Here is a 16,592-nt window from a genome sequence, read left to right on the forward strand (position 1 = left end):
AAGCGCTTCCTCGCCTCCCCGCATCCGCATTGGTTTCCTCCACCCGTCGGGCCGGGCCGAGGAGCGCAGCCGAAAACGGATCAGGGCGAGCGATTGTCTGAGCCGAAGGCGAGTTCGAGCTCGACCCCGATTTCGGCGAGCACCGCAGGTTGCCTCGAAGCGCAGCGCAGGGGACCCGGACCATCGGGTCGCCTTTCTTTTGGGTACTTTTCTTTGGCGACGCAAAGAAAAGTGCCTCGCCCGCCGGGGCGAGACCCGGCTTGCCGCGTCGGCCACCGATCTGACGGAAATATCGAAATGCTGACTGTCAAAAACATCAACCAGTACTACGGCGGTTCCCACATCTTGCGCGATGTGAGCATGGAATCACATCTCGGCAAGGTGACGGTGCTGCTGGGTCGCAACGGCGTTGGCAAGACCACGCTGCTCAAGTCGCTGATGGGTCTGGTGCCAATCAAGACCGGATCCATCGAGTTCGACGGCAAGGCTATCCAAAGCGCTACCCCTTACGAGCGCGCTCGCGCCGGCATCGGTTTTGTGCCACAAGGCCGCGAGATTTTTGCGCGGCTGACGGTTGAAGAGAATCTGCGCATGGGCCTGGCCTATAAAAGTGCCAGCACTCCGATTCCTGCGGAACTGTACGAGTTGTTTCCGGTACTCAAGCAGATGCTGAACCGGCGCGGTGGCGATTTGTCGGGCGGGCAGCAGCAGCAGCTGGCGATTGCACGCGCGCTGGCAGCCAAGCCCAAATTGCTGATCCTGGACGAGCCCACCGAAGGCATCCAGCCCAGCATCATCAAGGACATTGGCCGGGTCATTCGCATGCTGGCCGACCGCGGTGACATGGCCATTTTGCTGGTCGAGCAGTACTACGATTTTGCTGAAGAACTGGCCGACGACTACCTAGTGATGGAGCGCGGCGAGTTCATCGCCCGCGGCCAGGGCAAGGACATGCAGGCCAACGCCGTGCGGCAGCTGGTGGCAATCTAGCAGCCCCCACGTTCGCTCACTGCGTGTAGCTCTCTGCCTCTCAGGAGGCGCTGCGTCTTGCGGCCGGCAAAGCCGGACCGCAGCTCTGCTGGTGAAGAAAAAAGCTCTGACCATGGTGCGCTATCCATCACTTGCCTGAATTGCAAGTCTTTAGCTGCCGACGGCCTATTTCGACCTAAAGATGATTTCCTTCATGCGCTGAAGTTTGGGCGCAACCACCGGCACCGTCAGCATGGTGCTGGCAATCGCCATCAGCAGCAGGGCAGTGAACGTCTCGTTGGTGATGATCTGCTTGTCCAGCAGGATGTTGGCAAAAATGATCATGATCAGCGCCTTGGTCTGCAGCAGCCAGCCGATGATGGAACTCTCACCGGGCGCCCATTTTAGGATCTTGCCGGCAATGTGCACACCGATCAGCTTGCCGACCACCGAAGCGACCAGCAGCACGGCAGCCGCGATAAATACCGCCTCACCGCCCACCGACCAGTTGGTGCGCAGCCCGGTGCTCAGGAAGAACACCGGCATCATCACCAGCAGCACATGCTGGCGCAACATGTCCATGTGTTCCTGGTTGAACCAGTCGCTGTCCATGACTGCGCCGGCCAGGAAGGCGCCGACCATGTAATGAAGTCCGGCCCAGTCTGCGCCGAAGGCACAGACAATCAGCCAGACCAGGCCCGCGTACCAGCGGTCGCGCTCCGGCATCCACACCATCAGTTTGCGAAACAGGTAACTGAGCACGGCAAAAGCCGCCAGAAAACCGGCTTGCCTGCCCACGCGCTCCCAGTCCATCAGGATCAGGGCCAGCACGCCCCAGATGGCGATGTCGTCCAGGCTGGCGTAACGCAGGATGCGCTGGCCGATGGGCTGGCGCAGGATGGTGAGCTTTTCCATGAGCAGTATCAGGATGGGCAGGGCGGTTACGGCGCAGGCCATGCCAACGCCCATGACAAATTGCCAGCGCATGCCTTGTGGGCCCACCCAGCCGTCGTACATCAGCATGCCGGCCGCAGCCGCGCAACCAAACAGCAGCGGCATACCCAGCGCCAGGCCGGCCGTGATCGTGCTCTCGCGGCGGTGCGCCCAGGCCTTGTTCAGGTCCAGCTCAATGCCGGCGATCCAGACAAACACCATGACGGCCCACCAAGCTATGCCGTTGAGCGACTGCACCACGGGGGCGCTAAACACGAAGGCGTAGTAGTCGGGGTAAAGCTTGCCGAGGATGCCCGGGCCCAGCAGGATGCCGGCGATGATTTGAACAACGACCAGCGGTGCGTAATAGTCGGTCTTGAAGACCCGCCAGATCAGGTAGGGAGCGGTAAAAATGATCGCCATCGCGATCAGGTAAATCTCGGTCGTGGTCATGGCCGCATGCATGGTTTCCCTCAGAATTGCATTTTTAGAGCGCGGATCTTGCGCCGGCCCAGATGGTAACCACCCGGGCGGCGTGGCGGAGCCGGTCCGCCCTCAAAAATGCAAATCAGCGACGGGCCGCCTGGTACAGGGGCATCACCGTGGGCAGCAGGGACTGGATCTGCTGCACCCGGCTGCTGTCGCTCGGGTGGGTGCTCAGGAAGTCAGGTGTGCCGCCGCCACTGCCGGTGGCGCTGCCCATCTTTTGCCAGAGAGTCACGCCGGCCTGCGGGTTGTAACCCGCACGCGCCATCAATTCCAGCCCGATACGGTCGGCTTCGGTTTCGTGGGCACGGCTGAATCGGCTGGCGACCAGCGCTTGGTAGGCGGCGCCAGTGATTTGGGACGCGCCGCCACCCAGGCCCAGCAATTGGGTGCCGATACCGATAGCAGTCTGTGCGGCGGCGGCTTGGGAGACCTGCTCGCGCGAGTGTTCGCGCAAGGCGTGCGCGATCTCATGGCCCATGACCACGGCAATTTCCTCGTCGTTGAGGTTGAGTTTGCGCACCAAGCCTGTGTAGAACATGATTTTTCCACCCGGCATGCAGAAGGCATTGAGCTGGTCGCTTTCGATGATGTTGACCTCCCACTTCCAGCCGGGAGCATCACCGCGGAAGACCGCAGTCTGCGGCTGGATGCGAGCCGCGATGGCGCGAACACGTGCCAGTATTGCCGCATCGGTATTAAGCGCGCCTTTGGCGCTGGCGTCGCTCTTGAGTTTGGCGTAGGCCTGCTCGGCCATGGCATTGAGTTCTGCAGACGACACCAGCAGCAGTTGGGAGCGGGAGGCGCCTACGGCGCCGCTTTCAGTCGTGCTGGAACAACCGGAGAACACCAGCGTCAGGGCCAGCACGAGGGGGGTAAGCACAGAAGTTTTCATTGGGGGCTCTCCGGAAGAAGGTGGCTGCAGGGCAGCAAAGCTGAGAATGCCCATTGTGTGCAGCTTCGGAAAGCGCCAAGTAGGACGCGCGGGCCAGTCGTCGTAGGTGCCACGCGCCACTTGGTCTTCTCAGGATGAGGCATTTCCCGACAAGGGAGCGCGCTTTTGCCTGTTGTTGACGGGAGAGGTCGCGCCTAGGATGAGGCTTCACTCTAACGAACGGATCCACCATGAGTATTCTCAGCAAAATCTTTGCGAAAATTTTCCCCTCTGCGCACGCCCAGACGCCACCGCCATCTGGCGCGGGGGGGTCTCTCTCTCCAGCAGACGCGGCTGCGGCTTCGGCAGCATCCGATGCAGCCTCCCGTGCTGCAGCCACGGCTTCCGTGCACATGGCCGAGGTGGATGTCACAGCCATGCTTAACGACATGGCGAGCAAGAATTCACAACAGCTCAACTGGAAAACGTCCATCGTTGACCTGATGAAGCTGCTCGACCTGGACAGCAGCCTGGGCGAACGCAAGGAACTGGCCAAAGAACTGGGTTACTCCGGTGACATGAACGACAGCGCCAGCATGAACATCTGGCTGCACAAACAGGTCATGAACAAGCTGGCGGCCAACGGCGGCAAAGTGCCGGCAGAACTGCGCGACTAAGCTCGCGCTTTACGCCGACCAGATGCGGGGGCTGGGTGCCGCCATTCCCCAGAAGTGTCGGCGCCAGCTTTTCCAGACCTGCTTGAGTAGGCCCATGGCTGGCTCTACCAGTGGCGCCAGCACGCGCGCCACCACCACCTGGGCATCCGGACTGGTGGCGCCGGCCGTGTTGACGAGGGCATGGGCCCCCATCACCTCACGCGCCACGTCCAGCGCCAGCTCGCGGCGCTTGCGTTCAAGTTTGCTGCCGCTGGCAAAGAACAGGGTCGCAATGCACCGCTGACCGGCCAGTCCCAACGGGCTGTCCAGCAACAGCAGGTCATCCGCGCGGATACGCGCACGCTCCAGCCAGATGCCGGGCAGCGCAATGTGCTGGCAGAAACTGCCTTCGCTGAACGGCTGGCCGGCAGTGGGCAAGCCCAGCGCGGTGATGTCCCAGCCCATGAGTTCAGCCCCGGGCGCCAGCTCAAGCGTCAAGTGGTTTTCCGCCAGGCACCCGCTGTAACACAGGGTCTCCATCGGCAGCCATTCGGCGCGTGCGCCAGCTTCCAGCCGGATGCGTGTGCGCTGCAGAGCGGTTTCGCCGAGGGACTTGTAAAAGCGCGTGGCGCCGGGGGTGGTGATCAGGCCGTGGCTGCCTGCGGCTGCGGTGACGGCAACGTCCAGCGTGTCGCCGCCCACCAGCCCGCCCGGTGGATGCACCAGTACATTGTGGCAAACCGCATCCCCCTCGGGGTACAAGCTCTGCAAGATGCGCAGCGGTCCCTCATGGCGGTAGTGCGCGACTGTCTTGCCGGACTGCAGGGAGTAGTCGAGGGAGAGGGTCGCGTTCCAGGCCATCGGTCGAGTTTAACCGGGGCTGTGAACGGCCCCTACTTCTGGATGCTATTGAATTTGTAGCTACTTGCGCTTGACTGGCGGGGGCTGGAGGCCGATTTTGCCCTTGAGCAGGGACTGAGGGGGTTTTGGGTTCCGCATTCTGTGGTGTGCCAATAAGCCGAGGGTTGCCGGCGGCAATTCACCCTCTTTTGAGTCGTCAAAAAGAAAAGTAAGCAAAAAAAAGGCGACCCTGCTGTCTGCGTCCCCTCCGCTGCGCTATGCGGCAACCTGCAGTGCTTGGTCCAGACGGGAATCCCAATAGACAGTCATGTTTGCACGCGAGCGCGGCACACGCGGCCAAATGAGGCCCCCCTCCATCGCCTAGCGGTGCGATGTAAGGGCGGGAGGTTGGGAGTGGGGTTAAAACTACAGCCTGGGCGGATAACAACAGCAGCCTGATGCTGAAAAGCGTCGATTGCGTTCAGGCAGCCGCCAGCTGCCGCCCATCCTTGACCCGTTCCGCCAGATGCGCCAGCGCTTCCTGAACCTGGTCAACCAGAATCAGGCAGAGGTCGCCGGGTTGCAGGCGCTCGAGAGCGGTGTCGATGGCGACAAATTCGCCGCGGATTTCGTCGATGCGCGTGGTGCGGGATGCGCCGGCCAGGCCTTCGCGCAGCAGGGCCATGACCTCACCATCGGCCCGGCCGCGCTGCGCCGCGTCCTGGTACAGCAGCACGTCGTCAAAGGCCTTGCCGAGGATGATGGTCTGCTCACGGATGTCGCTGTCGCGGCGGTCGCCAGCGCCGGAAATCACGACGCTGCGGCGTTGCCCCTTGTCGGCCGGCATGGCGTCCACCGCGGCTACCAGGGCGCGCATGGCGTCGGGGTTGTGGCCGTAGTCCGCGATCACGGTGGCACCTTTGTAGTCCATGACGTTGAAGCGTCCGGGTGCGTTGCTGGCGTCGCTGACAAAACTGGCCAAGCCGCTCCTGACGGGTTCCCATTGGAGGCCGACAGCCCAGGCCGCCGCGAGGGCCGCCATCACGTTCTCGACCTGAAAGCCAATGCTGCCGCCTCGGGTCAGCGGCACATGCTGGAGCAAGACGCGCTCCCGCCAGGCGCCCTCGGCCGCGACGATGGCGTTGCCGTCCACATAAACCGTGCGTTTGCCCTGAGCTCGATGGGTGGCCATCAGCGGGTGGTGGCGGTCGGCGGCAAAGAAGATCACGTCGCCGGGGCAGGTGGAGGCCATGGCCGCGACGATGGGATCGGCGGCATTGAGCACCGCATAACCGGTTGGCGCCACGTTCTGCACGATCACGCGCTTGAGGACCGCCAGGTCTTCGACAGTGGTGATGTAGTTCAGGCCGAGGTGGTCGCCGTTGCCGATGTTGGTGACAACGGCCACCTGGCAGCGGTCAAAGCCCAAGCCTTCGCGCAGCACGCCGCCGCGCGCCACTTCAAACACTGCGGCGTCCACATCAGGATGCATCAGGACATTGCGCGCGCTTTTCGGTCCGCTGCAGTCGCCGCTGTCGGTTTGGCGGCCATCCACATACACGCCGTCGGTGTTGGTCATGCCGCAGCGCTGGCCGCTGGCAGTCAGTAAATGCGCGATCAGGCGCGTCACCGTGGTCTTGCCGTTGGTTCCGGTCACCGCCACCACCGGCACCCGGCCGTCGTCACCCTGGGGGAACAACTCGTTGATCATCGCGCCGCCGACGGCCCGGCCCTTGCCATAGGACGGCGACAGGTGCATGCGCAGGCCCGGCGCGGCATTGACTTCGACCACGCCTCCGTTTTGAGCCTCCAGCGGGCGAAGAACGCTTTCGCAGACCACATCCACGCCGCAGATGTGCAGCCCAATCATCTGCGCGGCGGTCACTGCACGCGCGGCGACCTCCGGGTGTACATCGCCGGTTACGTCGGTGGCGGTGCCGCCGGTGCTGAGGTTCGCGTTGTTGCGCAGGATCACGCGACGCCCGCGCGCAGGAATGGACTCCGGGGTCAGGTCCTGCACCGCCAGCCGTCCCACGGCGATCTCGTCAAAACGGATCTTGGTCAGCGAGGTCGCGTGGCCTTCCCCGCGTCGCGGGTCCTGGTTGACGATGTCGACCAGTTCGCGCACGGTGCGCAGTCCATCGCCCAGAACCTGGGGCGGCTCGCGTCGTGAAGCGGCCACCAGCTTGTTGCCGACGACGAGCAGGCGGAAATCATCGCCAGGCAGGAATTTTTCGACCATGACTTCGCCGTATTCAGCAGCAGCGCGGAAGGCGATGTCGAGATGGCCGCGTGTGTCAATGTTGACCGTGACCCCTTTGCCCTGGTTGCCGTCCAGCGGCTTGACCACGACCGGCAGCCCGATCTGCAGGGCCGCAGCCCAGGCGTCGTCAGCATCGGTGACCGGCCGGCCTGTGGGCACCGGCACGCCAGCGGCCAGCAACAGCCTCTTTGTGAGGTCCTTGTCCTGGGCAATCGATTCGGACACGGCACTGGTGGCGTCCAGCTCGGCGGCCTGGATGCGGCGCTGACGCGAGCCCCAACCAAACTGCACCAGGCTGCCTTTGGTCAGGCGCCGGTAAGGAATGCCGCGCGCGACCGCTGCGTCCACAATCGCGCCGGTACTCGGGCCAATACGTTCGTCCTCGTCAAGCTCGCGCAACTGCGCAATCGCAGCATCCACGTCAAACCCGGCTTCGTGGAGTGCTGCATGCACCAGCGCCTGGGCCAGCTCCAGCGCGAGGCGGCCAACGGCTTCTTCGCTGTATTCGATCACGGTCTGGTACACGCCAGCTTCCAGTGTGACGGCGGTGTGGCTGAAAGTGACCGGGCAGCCGGCTTGAGCCTGCAACGCCAGCGCAGCAGACTCAAGGACATGGGCCAGCGACACGGGGCCTCCATACCCACCGGGACGCAGCGCGCCTATGGCCGGGAACAGCGAGCGCACACGCGGCTCGAAGCCGGGCAGCCGGTCGATGGCGCACTCGGCTTCGTTGCAGGTAACAATTGCTTCGAGGGCAGTATGGCGGCTCCACAGGTTGGGGCCGCGCAGGGCACGAATGCGCGAGACGTTCATGGGAGAGTCTTTTCGGGCTGTCCAGCGCTGGATTCGAAGGCTTCGACGCCTGCGCCTATCAGGTTGAGGGGAATGCCCAGCGCCCAGGCTGCAGCAATGGCGGCCAGAAGGCTGTCTTCGGCGGTCGGGTCGTGACGACCTTGCCAGACAGCGAGCTTGTCGAGCCCTGGCAGAAAGATTTCGGTATTGCCGGTGGCCAGCACCACCTGGCCCTGGCGCAGGAAAACCGCTCGGCCGCCAGTGTCAAGGTGGGTGGCGATGGCGTCCAGCGCCGGATCAAGGGCATAGAAGATGACTTCGCCGTCGCACAGATCGGCCATGTTCACAATGGCCGGGTGCGCGGCGTTGAGCACGGCAACGCCCTCGGGCAGCACCCCATCGACCTGCGAGCGCATGACCTTGAACATCGGTTCTTCGTCAAGGATATCGAACTCGGCGAGTTGGTCCCAGCCATCCAGATCGGTGATCACGCCGACCTGGCAACGGTCATAGGCCAGGCCGGTTCGCAGGATGGTGTCGGCGGTGTTTTCGAACACCGCTGCTTCGACCGCGCGGTTGATCAGCAAGCGCTGGCCTGCTTGCCAATGTGTGCAGTCGCCCGCATCCAGGCAGCGGCCATCGAGGAACAGGCCGTTGCGACATGCCAGGCCGGTGTAGCGTCCTGACAGCTGGAGCAGCCAGGCCACCATGCGCGCAATGTTTTGCGTGCCCCGGGAGCCGGCAATGCCAATCACCGGTATGCGCCCGCTCGGCATGTCGTCCGCTGCTTGGGGAAACAGATGGTCGCAGATGGCCCGCCCGACCGGGCGCGGCGCGCCCTTGGCCGGCTTGAGGTGCATCAGCAGGCCGGGGCCGGCATTGACTTCGACAATGGCGCCGCCCTGGAGGTGCAGCGGTTTCGAAATGTCCTGCGCCACGATGTCCACACCGGCAATGTCCAGGCCGACAACCCGCGCCGCCAGCGAGACGATGTGCTCAACCTCGGGATGGACCTCGTCGGTGCAATCAATTGAGACATTGCCGTTGCGCTGGATCATGACCTCCTGTCCCGCCGCTGGCACCGCGTCGGCGGTCAGTCCCTGGCGCTGCAAGTCCAGCTGAATCGCCGTGTCGGTATCGATGCGTATCGGGTTGAGCGGAAAGTCTTCGCTGGCGCCGCGCCGGGGATCGGTATTGAGCTGGCTTTCCACTAGCTCGGCAACACTGGCCCGGCCGTCCCCGATGATGGAGGCGGTTTCGCCACGCGCCGCAGCGACCATGCGACCCCCGACCACCAGCAAGCGGTGCTCATGGCCGCGTACAAACCGTTCAACCATTACCTCGCTGCCATGCCGTGCTGCCAGATGAAAAGCGTCTTCAAACTGGGCCTGGGTCTTGAGGTCCAGCGAGACGCCGCGCCCGTGGTTGCCGTCGCTCGGCTTGACCACAACCGGCAGGCCAATCACTTGCGCGGCTTCCCAGGCTGCTTGTACGCTGTCCACAATTTCCCCCTCGGGCACCGGCACGCCGCAGGAGGCCAGCAGGCTTTTGGTCAAGTCCTTGTCGCCAGCGATGCCCTCGGCAATCGCGCTGGTGAATTCGGTTTCTGCGGTCCAGATGCGGCGCTGGGCGGCGCCGTAACCGAGCTGCACGAGGTTGCCCTCATTCAGGCGGATATGCGGAATGCGCCGCTCGGTAGCCGCAGCGACGATGGCCGCGGTGCTGGGACCGAGATAACACTCGTCGACTTTAGCCCGCACACGCTCAACGGCCCCCCGCAGTTCGGTCGAGCCATAAGCCGAGCCATCGCCATTGCTGTTCACGACAGCCATCAACAGGCGGTGGCCTTCGGCCAGCGCGCTGCGGGCCACCTGCTCGTCACGGGCACGAAAAACCATGCGATAGACGCCGCGCTGCGACGTGCTGCGGGTCTGACCGAACCCGGTCGGCATGTCGGCCAGGTTGAGCAGCTCGATGACCACATGTTCGAGCACATGGCCGAGCCAGGTGCCTTCGTGAAGGCGCTCGATAAACCCTCCACGCTCGCCGACACCACAGTGGTGTTCCACCAGAGCGGGCATGAGGGCCACAAGACGGTCGCTGAAGCCCGGAAGCAGGTTGGACGGGAAGTCTTCGAGGGGGCCGAGATCCAGCCAGGTTTCCAGTACCGGACGGTAAGTCCAGATGTTGGGGCCGCGCAGGTAATTGATGCGCAGAAGCTGGATATCGTCCTTTTTGCTCATGTTTTTCGGGGTGTGGTCAACCGGCTGGGCCGGCGCAGCGTTCTTTTGCGGATACGCCCCCGGAAGGGGCGTTTTGGGATGATACAGACAGGGATTGTGCCCAACGCGCGGAACACGTCATGGCCGGGCCAGCCGGCTTGGGCGAAAATAGCCGCTTCGGTCCCGGAAATTCCCAGGGCGCCGGTTTTTACCGCTTCCACAAACACAATGCAACATTCTCATCCGGTTGATGCCTCCAGCGAGGCCGGCCACGCGCAGTCAAGCCTGCGCGCGCAACTCGCAGCCCATGAGAACGTCTTATGCACAGTACTGGTTGACTTGAATCGCCAGCTTCGGTTTTCCCAGGGCTTGCTGGCGCTGACCGACAGCCGATTGATGGCCCAGGACCCCGAAACCGGCCAGTGGACCAGTTGGCCGATCCCCGGAAAAACATCCGCCGGCGCCGTCCCGGCCTTGTCCCTGCGCCATTTCGACCATGCCGGCGTGGGCACCCTGGAACTGCATGGGGACGGCGGTCGGCTGGCCAGTTGGCGCTTTACCCTTGCGGCCAATGTGCAGGTCTTGCGCCTGATGCGCCTGTTTGAGCATACCGCCGCCGCCCCGGATGCGGCGGGCCCGGGGGACGACGCTGCCTTGTGCCCCTTGTGCAACACCGTGCTGCCGCCGGACAGCGAGGAATGCGCCACCTGCGCACGCGAGCTGCACACCCCGCCATCGACCTGGGTCCTGTTGCGCCTGTGGCGTTTTGCCCGGCCCTATCAATGGCAATTGCTGGCGGGGTTCTTGTTGACGCTGGCCTCCACTGCGGCTACCTTGGTGCCGCCCTACCTGACGATCCCGCTGATTGACGACATCTTGATTCCGTTCCAGAACGGCCAGCAGATAGCGACCTGGAAGGTATTGGTCATCCTGGGCGCACTGCTGGCGGCGGCGGTGGTGGGCTGGGCGCTGAACTGGGCCCGTACCTATTTGCTTGCTCTGGTGTCCGAGCGCATAGGCGCTGATCTGCGAACTGCCACCTTCGATCATTTGCTGGAGTTGTCGCTGGACTACTTCGGAGGCAAACGCACCGGCGACCTGATGGCGCGCATCGGGTCGGAAACCGACCGCATCAACGTCTTTTTGTCCTTGCACGCGCTGGATTTCGCGACCGATGTGCTGATGATTCTGATGACCGCAGCCATCCTGTTTTCGATCAACCCCTGGCTGGCGCTGGTGACCCTGCTGCCACTGCCTTTCATCGCCTGGATGATCCACACGGTGCGCGACCGGCTGCGCACCGGTTTTGAAAAAATAGACCGGGTCTGGTCGGAAGTGACCAATGTGCTGGCCGACACCATTCCCGGCATCCGGGTGGTCAAGGCCTTTGCCCAGGAAAAACGCGAAGCCCAGCGTTTTCGCGACGCCAACCGGCACAACCTGGATGTCAATGACAGGCTCAACAAGGTCTGGTCGCTGTTCACGCCCACGGTGTCGTTGCTGACCGAAATCGGCCTGCTGGTGGTCTGGGCGTTTGGTATCTGGCTGGTCTCGAAGCAGCAGATTACCGTGGGTGTGCTGACGGCGTTTGTGGCCTACATCGGGCGCTTCTACACGCGGCTCGATTCCATGAGCCGCATCGTCTCAGTGACGCAAAAGGCGGCGTCCGGTGCCAAGCGGATTTTCGACATTCTCGACCATGTCTCCAATGTCCCGGAGCCGGCCAGTCCGGTCCCCATGTCGCCGCTGCAGGGCCGCATCGAGATGAGCGGTCTCGGTTTTCGCTACGGTAACCGCGCGGTGATCCGCGGGCTGAACCTGAGCATCCAGCCGGGCGAGATGATCGGCCTGGTGGGCCACAGCGGCTCTGGCAAAAGCACGCTGGTCAACCTGATTTGCCGTTTTTACGACGTGACCGACGGCAGCATCAGCGTTGACGGCATCGACATCCGACGCTTCACGGTGGCCGACTACCGCCGCAACATCGGCCTGGTGCTGCAGGAGCCGTTTTTATTCTTCGGCACAATTGCCGAAAACATTGCTTACGGCAAGCCAGGCGCCAGCCGCGCTGAGATCGTGGCTGCGGCGCGTGCCGCCCACGCGCACGAGTTCATCCTTCGCTTGCCCCAGGGTTATGACTCGCTGGTCGGCGAGCGCGGCCAGGGCCTGTCCGGCGGCGAGCGCCAGCGCATCTCGATCGCGCGCGCACTGCTGATCGACCCGCGCATCCTGATCCTGGACGAAGCCACCTCATCGGTGGACACCGAGACCGAGCAAGAGATCCAGAAAGCCCTGGACAACCTGGTGCAGGGCCGCACGACGATTGCGATCGCGCACCGGCTGTCCACCCTGCGCAAGGCCGACCGGCTGGTGGTGATGGACCGCGGCCAGGTGGTCGAGGTCGGGCCGCACGACGAACTGATGGCCAAACAGGGCGCTTACTGGCGGCTGTATGAGGCGCAGGCACGTCAGGTTGACAGCGAAGTCAACCAGGATGCCGAGGAGGGCCGCATCGCGCTGGCCACCTCGCAAGTCGCGCACACTGCGCAGCACAGCGGCAATGTCTGAGGCACCCCCCATGAATTCCTTCCGGCTTGAGCGACACATTTCCGGCCGCCTGCTGCTGACTGACAGCCTGGGCCAGCTACACCTCGGCGTGTTCCCGGTGCGTGCCTTCCCGATTGCCGCGCCGGACGATGGTATTTCACTGGTTGGCAGCGAAGGCCATGAGCTGGCTTGGCTGGAGCGCCTGGACGCCCTGCCGTCTGACGTGCGCAGCCTGCTTGAGGAAGAGCTGGCATTGCGCGACTTTGTGCCCGAAATAACGCGTATCAACAGCGTGTCGAGCTTCGGCACGCCCAGCACTTGGGTCGTGGAGACTGACCGGGGTGACACCACGTTTGTGCTCAAGGGCGAAGAAGACATCCGCCGCCTCAGTCGACAGTCATTACTGATCGCCGCCGGCCACGGCGTGCATTTCAGCGTGAAGGACATGGGAGCGCTGGACCGGGCTTCGCGGCGGCTGCTGGAGCGGTTTCTCTAGGACAGCCTTGGGTTCAAGGCTGTCATCCTGGAATTCATCAGGAATCCATGTCGCTTGACTACTCGGCGCTTCGTATGGTTTGTAGTTCGCCAGCAAGCCGGGGGTTGCCCGGCGGCAACTCACTTTCTTTTTGCCTCGCCAAAAAAGAAAGTAAGCAAAGAAAAAGGCGACCTGATGGTCTGGGTCCTTCCGCTTCGCTCCAGGCAACCTGCGGTGCTCGCCGAAAACGGGGTCGAGCTCGACTCGCTGCGCTCAGACAATCGCTCGTCCTGATCCGTTTTCGGCTGCGCTCCTCGGCCCAGCCCGACGGGTTAGGGAAAGAACACTGACATCCGAATACCAATACCGAATTGAAATCCGGAGCAGAAGAAGCGCGCAGCGCTTCTTCTGCGGGAATCCCAAGCTGCCGTCATGTTTGCACGCGAGCGCAGTACACGCGCCCAAATGAAGTTCCCCTCCATCGCCCAGCGGGGCGAGGGACGGGTTAGGGGAGGGATTAGGGAGTCAGACCTGCTGTCAGGTGCAAGCCTGCGGTTTGGCGAAGTGCTATAAATTTAATAGCTGCTTCCCCCCGTCCTCCGCGGGCTATCGCCAGATTTGATGCATGAATCTGAGACTGGATGGCCTCAACCACCCTGCGACCCGCGATGCGCCCACGCCGTCGTGTGCTTCTCGATATAGCTGAACAGCTCATACATGATCATCGCCATCGCGCCAATCACCACCAGCCCGGCAAAGGCCAGTGCCATGCGCTGCTGTGAGCCGGCGCTAAGCATCAGGTAGCCGATGCCGGAGTCGCCTGCTGTCATCTCTGCCAGCACGGTGCCCACAAAAGCCAGCGTGATCGCGATCTTGAGTGAGCCGTAGAAGTAAGGCATGGAGCGCGGCAGGCCGACCTTGACCAGCACATCCCAGCGTTTGGCGCCGAGTACCCGCAACACGTCTTCGAGTTCGGGCTCCAGCGTCGCCAGACCAGTGGCCATGTTGACGGTGATAGGGAAGAAGGAGATCAGAAAGGCGGTGAGGATGCCGGGGCCGACGCCTATGCCGAACCAGACAATCAGGATGGGCACGATGGCAGCCTTGGGCACGGCGTTGAATGCGACAAGCAAGGGGTACACAGCTGCGTAGGCGAGGCGCGAGGAGCCGACCAGGAAGCCCAGCATCACGCCGACGACGATGGACAGGCCGAAGCCGACCATGGTGACCCAGAAGGTTTTCCACGCAGCCTGGGCGATGGGGCCGGCGAATTCGGCCATGGCCTGTGCAATCGCCAGCGGGGCGGGAAAAATGTATTCAGCGATGTCGAACACCATGACCACCATCTGCCAGAGCGCCAGGATGATCAGCAGCAGCACCACGGGCGACCAGCGCTCCATCTGCTTTTTACTCATGCTCATGCCCCTTCCTTGGCCGGCGCCGGATTGATGACGGGCGTGCGGATGGCGCCGATGTGGCTGCGCAGTTCGTGAACGATGTCGCCGAAGGCCTGGGTGTAGGTGACTTCGAGGTCGCGCGGGCGTGGCAGGTCGATCTCGCGTTTAACGACAAAACGCCCGGGGCTTCTGCTCATCACGTACACCGTGTCGGCCAGGAAGACGGATTCGCGCAGATCGTGCGTAACCAGGATGACGTTGAAGCGCTGCTCGGTCCAGAGGTCGCGCAGGATGCACCACAGTTCTTCACGCGTGAAGGCGTCGAGCGCGCCGAAAGGCTCGTCGAGCAGCAGCATCTTGGGCTCATGGATCAGCGCGCGGCAGATGCTCACGCGCTGCTGCATGCCACCCGACAGCTGCCAGGGGAATTTGTCTTCATACCCGCCCAGGCCGACTTTTTGCAACAGCTTGCGCGCGCGCTCCTCAAATTCCTTGCGTTTCGACTTGAATTGGCTGCGGAAGGGCTCGACGATCTCCAGCGGCAGCAGCACGTTGTCCACCGTGGTTCGCCAGGGCAGCAGTGAGGGCGCCTGGAAAGCCATGCCGGAAATCTTCAGGGGGCCGGTGACGGGCTGGCCGTCGATCAGGATGCGCCCCTTCGACGGCATTTTCAGGCCCGTCGTCAACTTCATGAAGGTCGATTTCCCGCAGCCTGACGGCCCGACGATGGCGATGAACTCGCCTTCGCGAACTTTGAGGTCGATGGCTTCCACCGCAAAGTGGTTTTGCGCCAGCAGCTCTTCGTTGTAGGCGAGCCATACATCGCTGAAGTTGACGAAGTGGCTCTCGGGTTGTGCTTGCATTGCTTTTTTGTGGATACCGTTAGCTGTGCGCGTTCAGGGCAACGGCCAGCTTTTCTGGGAAAAAAGCCGGCCGTTGTTTTAAATCTGCCTGCGTGCCAGGGGCCTGCAGGCCGGGGACTTACTTCTTCGGGACGGGCAGCACGTTCAGCTCCGCCGCCGTGGGCAGGAAGGAGCCGTTCCAGATGGCGCCTGGGTCAACACGTGTTTTTGTGTTGAAGGCATCCGACACCTGGGAAGCCATCAACGACAGACGCGGTCCCTTGACCTGGCCGAAACCCTCGGTGCGCGCGTCCGGGCTGTTGACCACGGTATCGATCGCCAACTGCAGGCGGCGGGTTTCCAGCGCAGTGTTGATGATGCCGTCACGCGCTTTGACGTCGTCAATTGCGGCCGCGGGCTTGGCGATCACGTCCTTGACGCCCTTGGTGAAGGCCAGCAGAAAGGCCTTGATGGCCGCAGGATTTTCCCGGATCATTTTTGGCGAGGCGATGACGACGTTGCCATACAGTTTCACGCCGTTGTCCGCATAAGGCAGCACCACCACGTCTTCGGCTTTCACGCCGCGCGCTTCGAGGTTGAGCAGCGAGGTGAAGGTGAAGCCCGTAATGGCGTCCACGTCACCGCGCGCCAGCATGGTTTCGCGCAGGGGCGGGTCCATGGCAGTCCACTGCACGCCGCTGATGCCGTTGGCCTTTGCAAAAATCGGGAAAGCGCGGCGACCGGCGTCAAACACGGGAGCGCCGAGCTTCTTGTTATTCAGGTCAGCGACGGTCTTGATGCTGGACTTTTTCAGCGCCATCACCGAAGCAGGCGTGTTGTTGTAGACCATCATCACCGCGACCGGCTTGTTGGGGGCGTCCGGGTTGTTGGCGTGAAATTCCATCAGCGCTGCCAGGTCGGCAAACCCCATGTCGTAGCTGCCCGAAGCCACACGCGTCACGGTACCGCCCGAGCCGTTGCCGGCGTCGATGGTCACGTCGAGCTTGGCGTCCTTGAAATAACCCTTGGCGGCTGGTGTGAGGAAGAGCGCAGCCGGGCCTTCAAAACGCCAGTCCAGCTGGAACTTGATGGGGGTGTTCTGCGCAAAAGCGCTGCCGCAGGTGGCGACGGTGACGGCCAGTGCGGCCACTGTCTTGATGAAAACGCGTTTGGTCATGGAAACTCCAGATGGGAATGAATTGGCTGCTCAAGCCAAGCAAAAAGAATGCCTGATCGTATTTGTACACATGGTTTGTACACAGTATTTTCAGCCTCTATTCTCGGACAAGTTGGGCG

General features: G+C 62.8%; 12 protein-coding genes. 4 read left to right on the top strand and 8 right to left on the bottom strand.

Annotated elements, in window-relative coordinates:
- Positions 1 to 297: 297 nt before the first annotated feature.
- Entirely contained in the window at positions 298 to 990 is a 693-nt protein-coding gene (urtE, locus tag H0W47_RS11255; protein ID WP_296924321.1) for an urea ABC transporter ATP-binding subunit UrtE, read from the top strand.
- 165 nt (positions 991 to 1,155) lie between these two features.
- Here the strand turns inward: urtE and H0W47_RS11260 are convergent, their stop codons facing one another.
- Positions 1,156 to 2,367: a cation:proton antiporter gene (locus H0W47_RS11260; protein ID WP_296924323.1), complete on the bottom strand. Its 1,212-nt coding sequence runs from the start codon at positions 2,365 to 2,367 to the stop codon at positions 1,156 to 1,158.
- A gap of 103 nt (positions 2,368 to 2,470) precedes the next feature.
- Positions 2,471 to 3,283: a M48 family metallopeptidase gene (locus H0W47_RS11265; protein ID WP_296924325.1), complete on the bottom strand. Its 813-nt coding sequence runs from the start codon at positions 3,281 to 3,283 to the stop codon at positions 2,471 to 2,473.
- Between the two features lie 230 nt (positions 3,284 to 3,513).
- Between H0W47_RS11265 and H0W47_RS11270 the strand changes: the two genes are divergently transcribed.
- A complete protein-coding gene (locus tag H0W47_RS11270; protein ID WP_296924327.1) occupies positions 3,514 to 3,939 on the top strand; it encodes a DUF3597 domain-containing protein in 426 nt (141 codons plus the stop codon).
- Between the two features lie 9 nt (positions 3,940 to 3,948).
- Here the strand turns inward: H0W47_RS11270 and H0W47_RS11275 are convergent, their stop codons facing one another.
- The 3 genes from H0W47_RS11275 to cphA (H0W47_RS11285) form a co-directional block, all read right to left on the bottom strand.
- Positions 3,949 to 4,779 carry an urease accessory protein UreD gene (locus H0W47_RS11275; RefSeq protein ID WP_296924329.1) on the bottom strand — a complete coding sequence of 277 codons (831 nt, stop codon included), beginning with the start codon at positions 4,777 to 4,779 and terminating at the stop codon, positions 3,949 to 3,951.
- Between the two features lie 460 nt (positions 4,780 to 5,239).
- Positions 5,240 to 7,834: a cyanophycin synthetase gene (cphA, locus tag H0W47_RS11280; RefSeq protein WP_296924330.1), complete on the bottom strand. Its 2,595-nt coding sequence runs from the start codon at positions 7,832 to 7,834 to the stop codon at positions 5,240 to 5,242.
- Complete coding sequence (cphA, locus tag H0W47_RS11285) at positions 7,831 to 10,056, bottom strand: cyanophycin synthetase (RefSeq protein ID WP_296924333.1); 2,226 nt, start codon at positions 10,054 to 10,056, stop codon at positions 7,831 to 7,833. The genes cphA (H0W47_RS11280) and cphA (H0W47_RS11285) overlap by 4 nt, the downstream gene beginning before the upstream one ends.
- 207 nt (positions 10,057 to 10,263) lie before the next feature.
- Here cphA (H0W47_RS11285) and H0W47_RS11290 point away from each other — a divergent pair, with 207 nt between their 5' ends.
- Both H0W47_RS11290 and H0W47_RS11295 read left to right on the top strand, forming a co-directional pair.
- A complete protein-coding gene (locus tag H0W47_RS11290) occupies positions 10,264 to 12,603 on the top strand; it encodes an ABC transporter ATP-binding protein (protein ID WP_296924335.1) in 2,340 nt (779 codons plus the stop codon).
- 10 nt (positions 12,604 to 12,613) lie between these two features.
- Complete coding sequence (locus H0W47_RS11295; protein WP_296924337.1) at positions 12,614 to 13,078, top strand: DUF1854 domain-containing protein; 465 nt, start codon at positions 12,614 to 12,616, stop codon at positions 13,076 to 13,078.
- Positions 13,079 to 13,704: 626 nt separating this feature from the next.
- On the opposite strand, the gene H0W47_RS11300 is transcribed toward H0W47_RS11295, so the two are convergent.
- From H0W47_RS11300 to H0W47_RS11310, 3 genes are all read right to left on the bottom strand, one after another.
- On the bottom strand, positions 13,705 to 14,472 hold the full coding sequence (locus H0W47_RS11300; protein WP_296924369.1) for an ABC transporter permease: 768 nt from the start codon (positions 14,470 to 14,472) through the stop codon (positions 13,705 to 13,707).
- 2 nt (positions 14,473 to 14,474) lie between these two features.
- Positions 14,475 to 15,317, bottom strand: coding sequence for an ABC transporter ATP-binding protein (locus H0W47_RS11305; protein WP_296924339.1), 843 nt, complete (start codon positions 15,315 to 15,317; stop codon positions 14,475 to 14,477).
- 118 nt (positions 15,318 to 15,435) lie between these two features.
- Positions 15,436 to 16,473, bottom strand: coding sequence for an ABC transporter substrate-binding protein (locus H0W47_RS11310; RefSeq protein WP_296924340.1), 1,038 nt, complete (start codon positions 16,471 to 16,473; stop codon positions 15,436 to 15,438).
- Positions 16,474 to 16,592 lie beyond the last annotated feature (119 nt).

Origin of the sequence: Polaromonas sp., from assembly GCF_013817205.1 — a bacterium.
Lineage (GTDB): Bacteria > Pseudomonadota > Gammaproteobacteria > Burkholderiales > Burkholderiaceae_C > Polaromonas.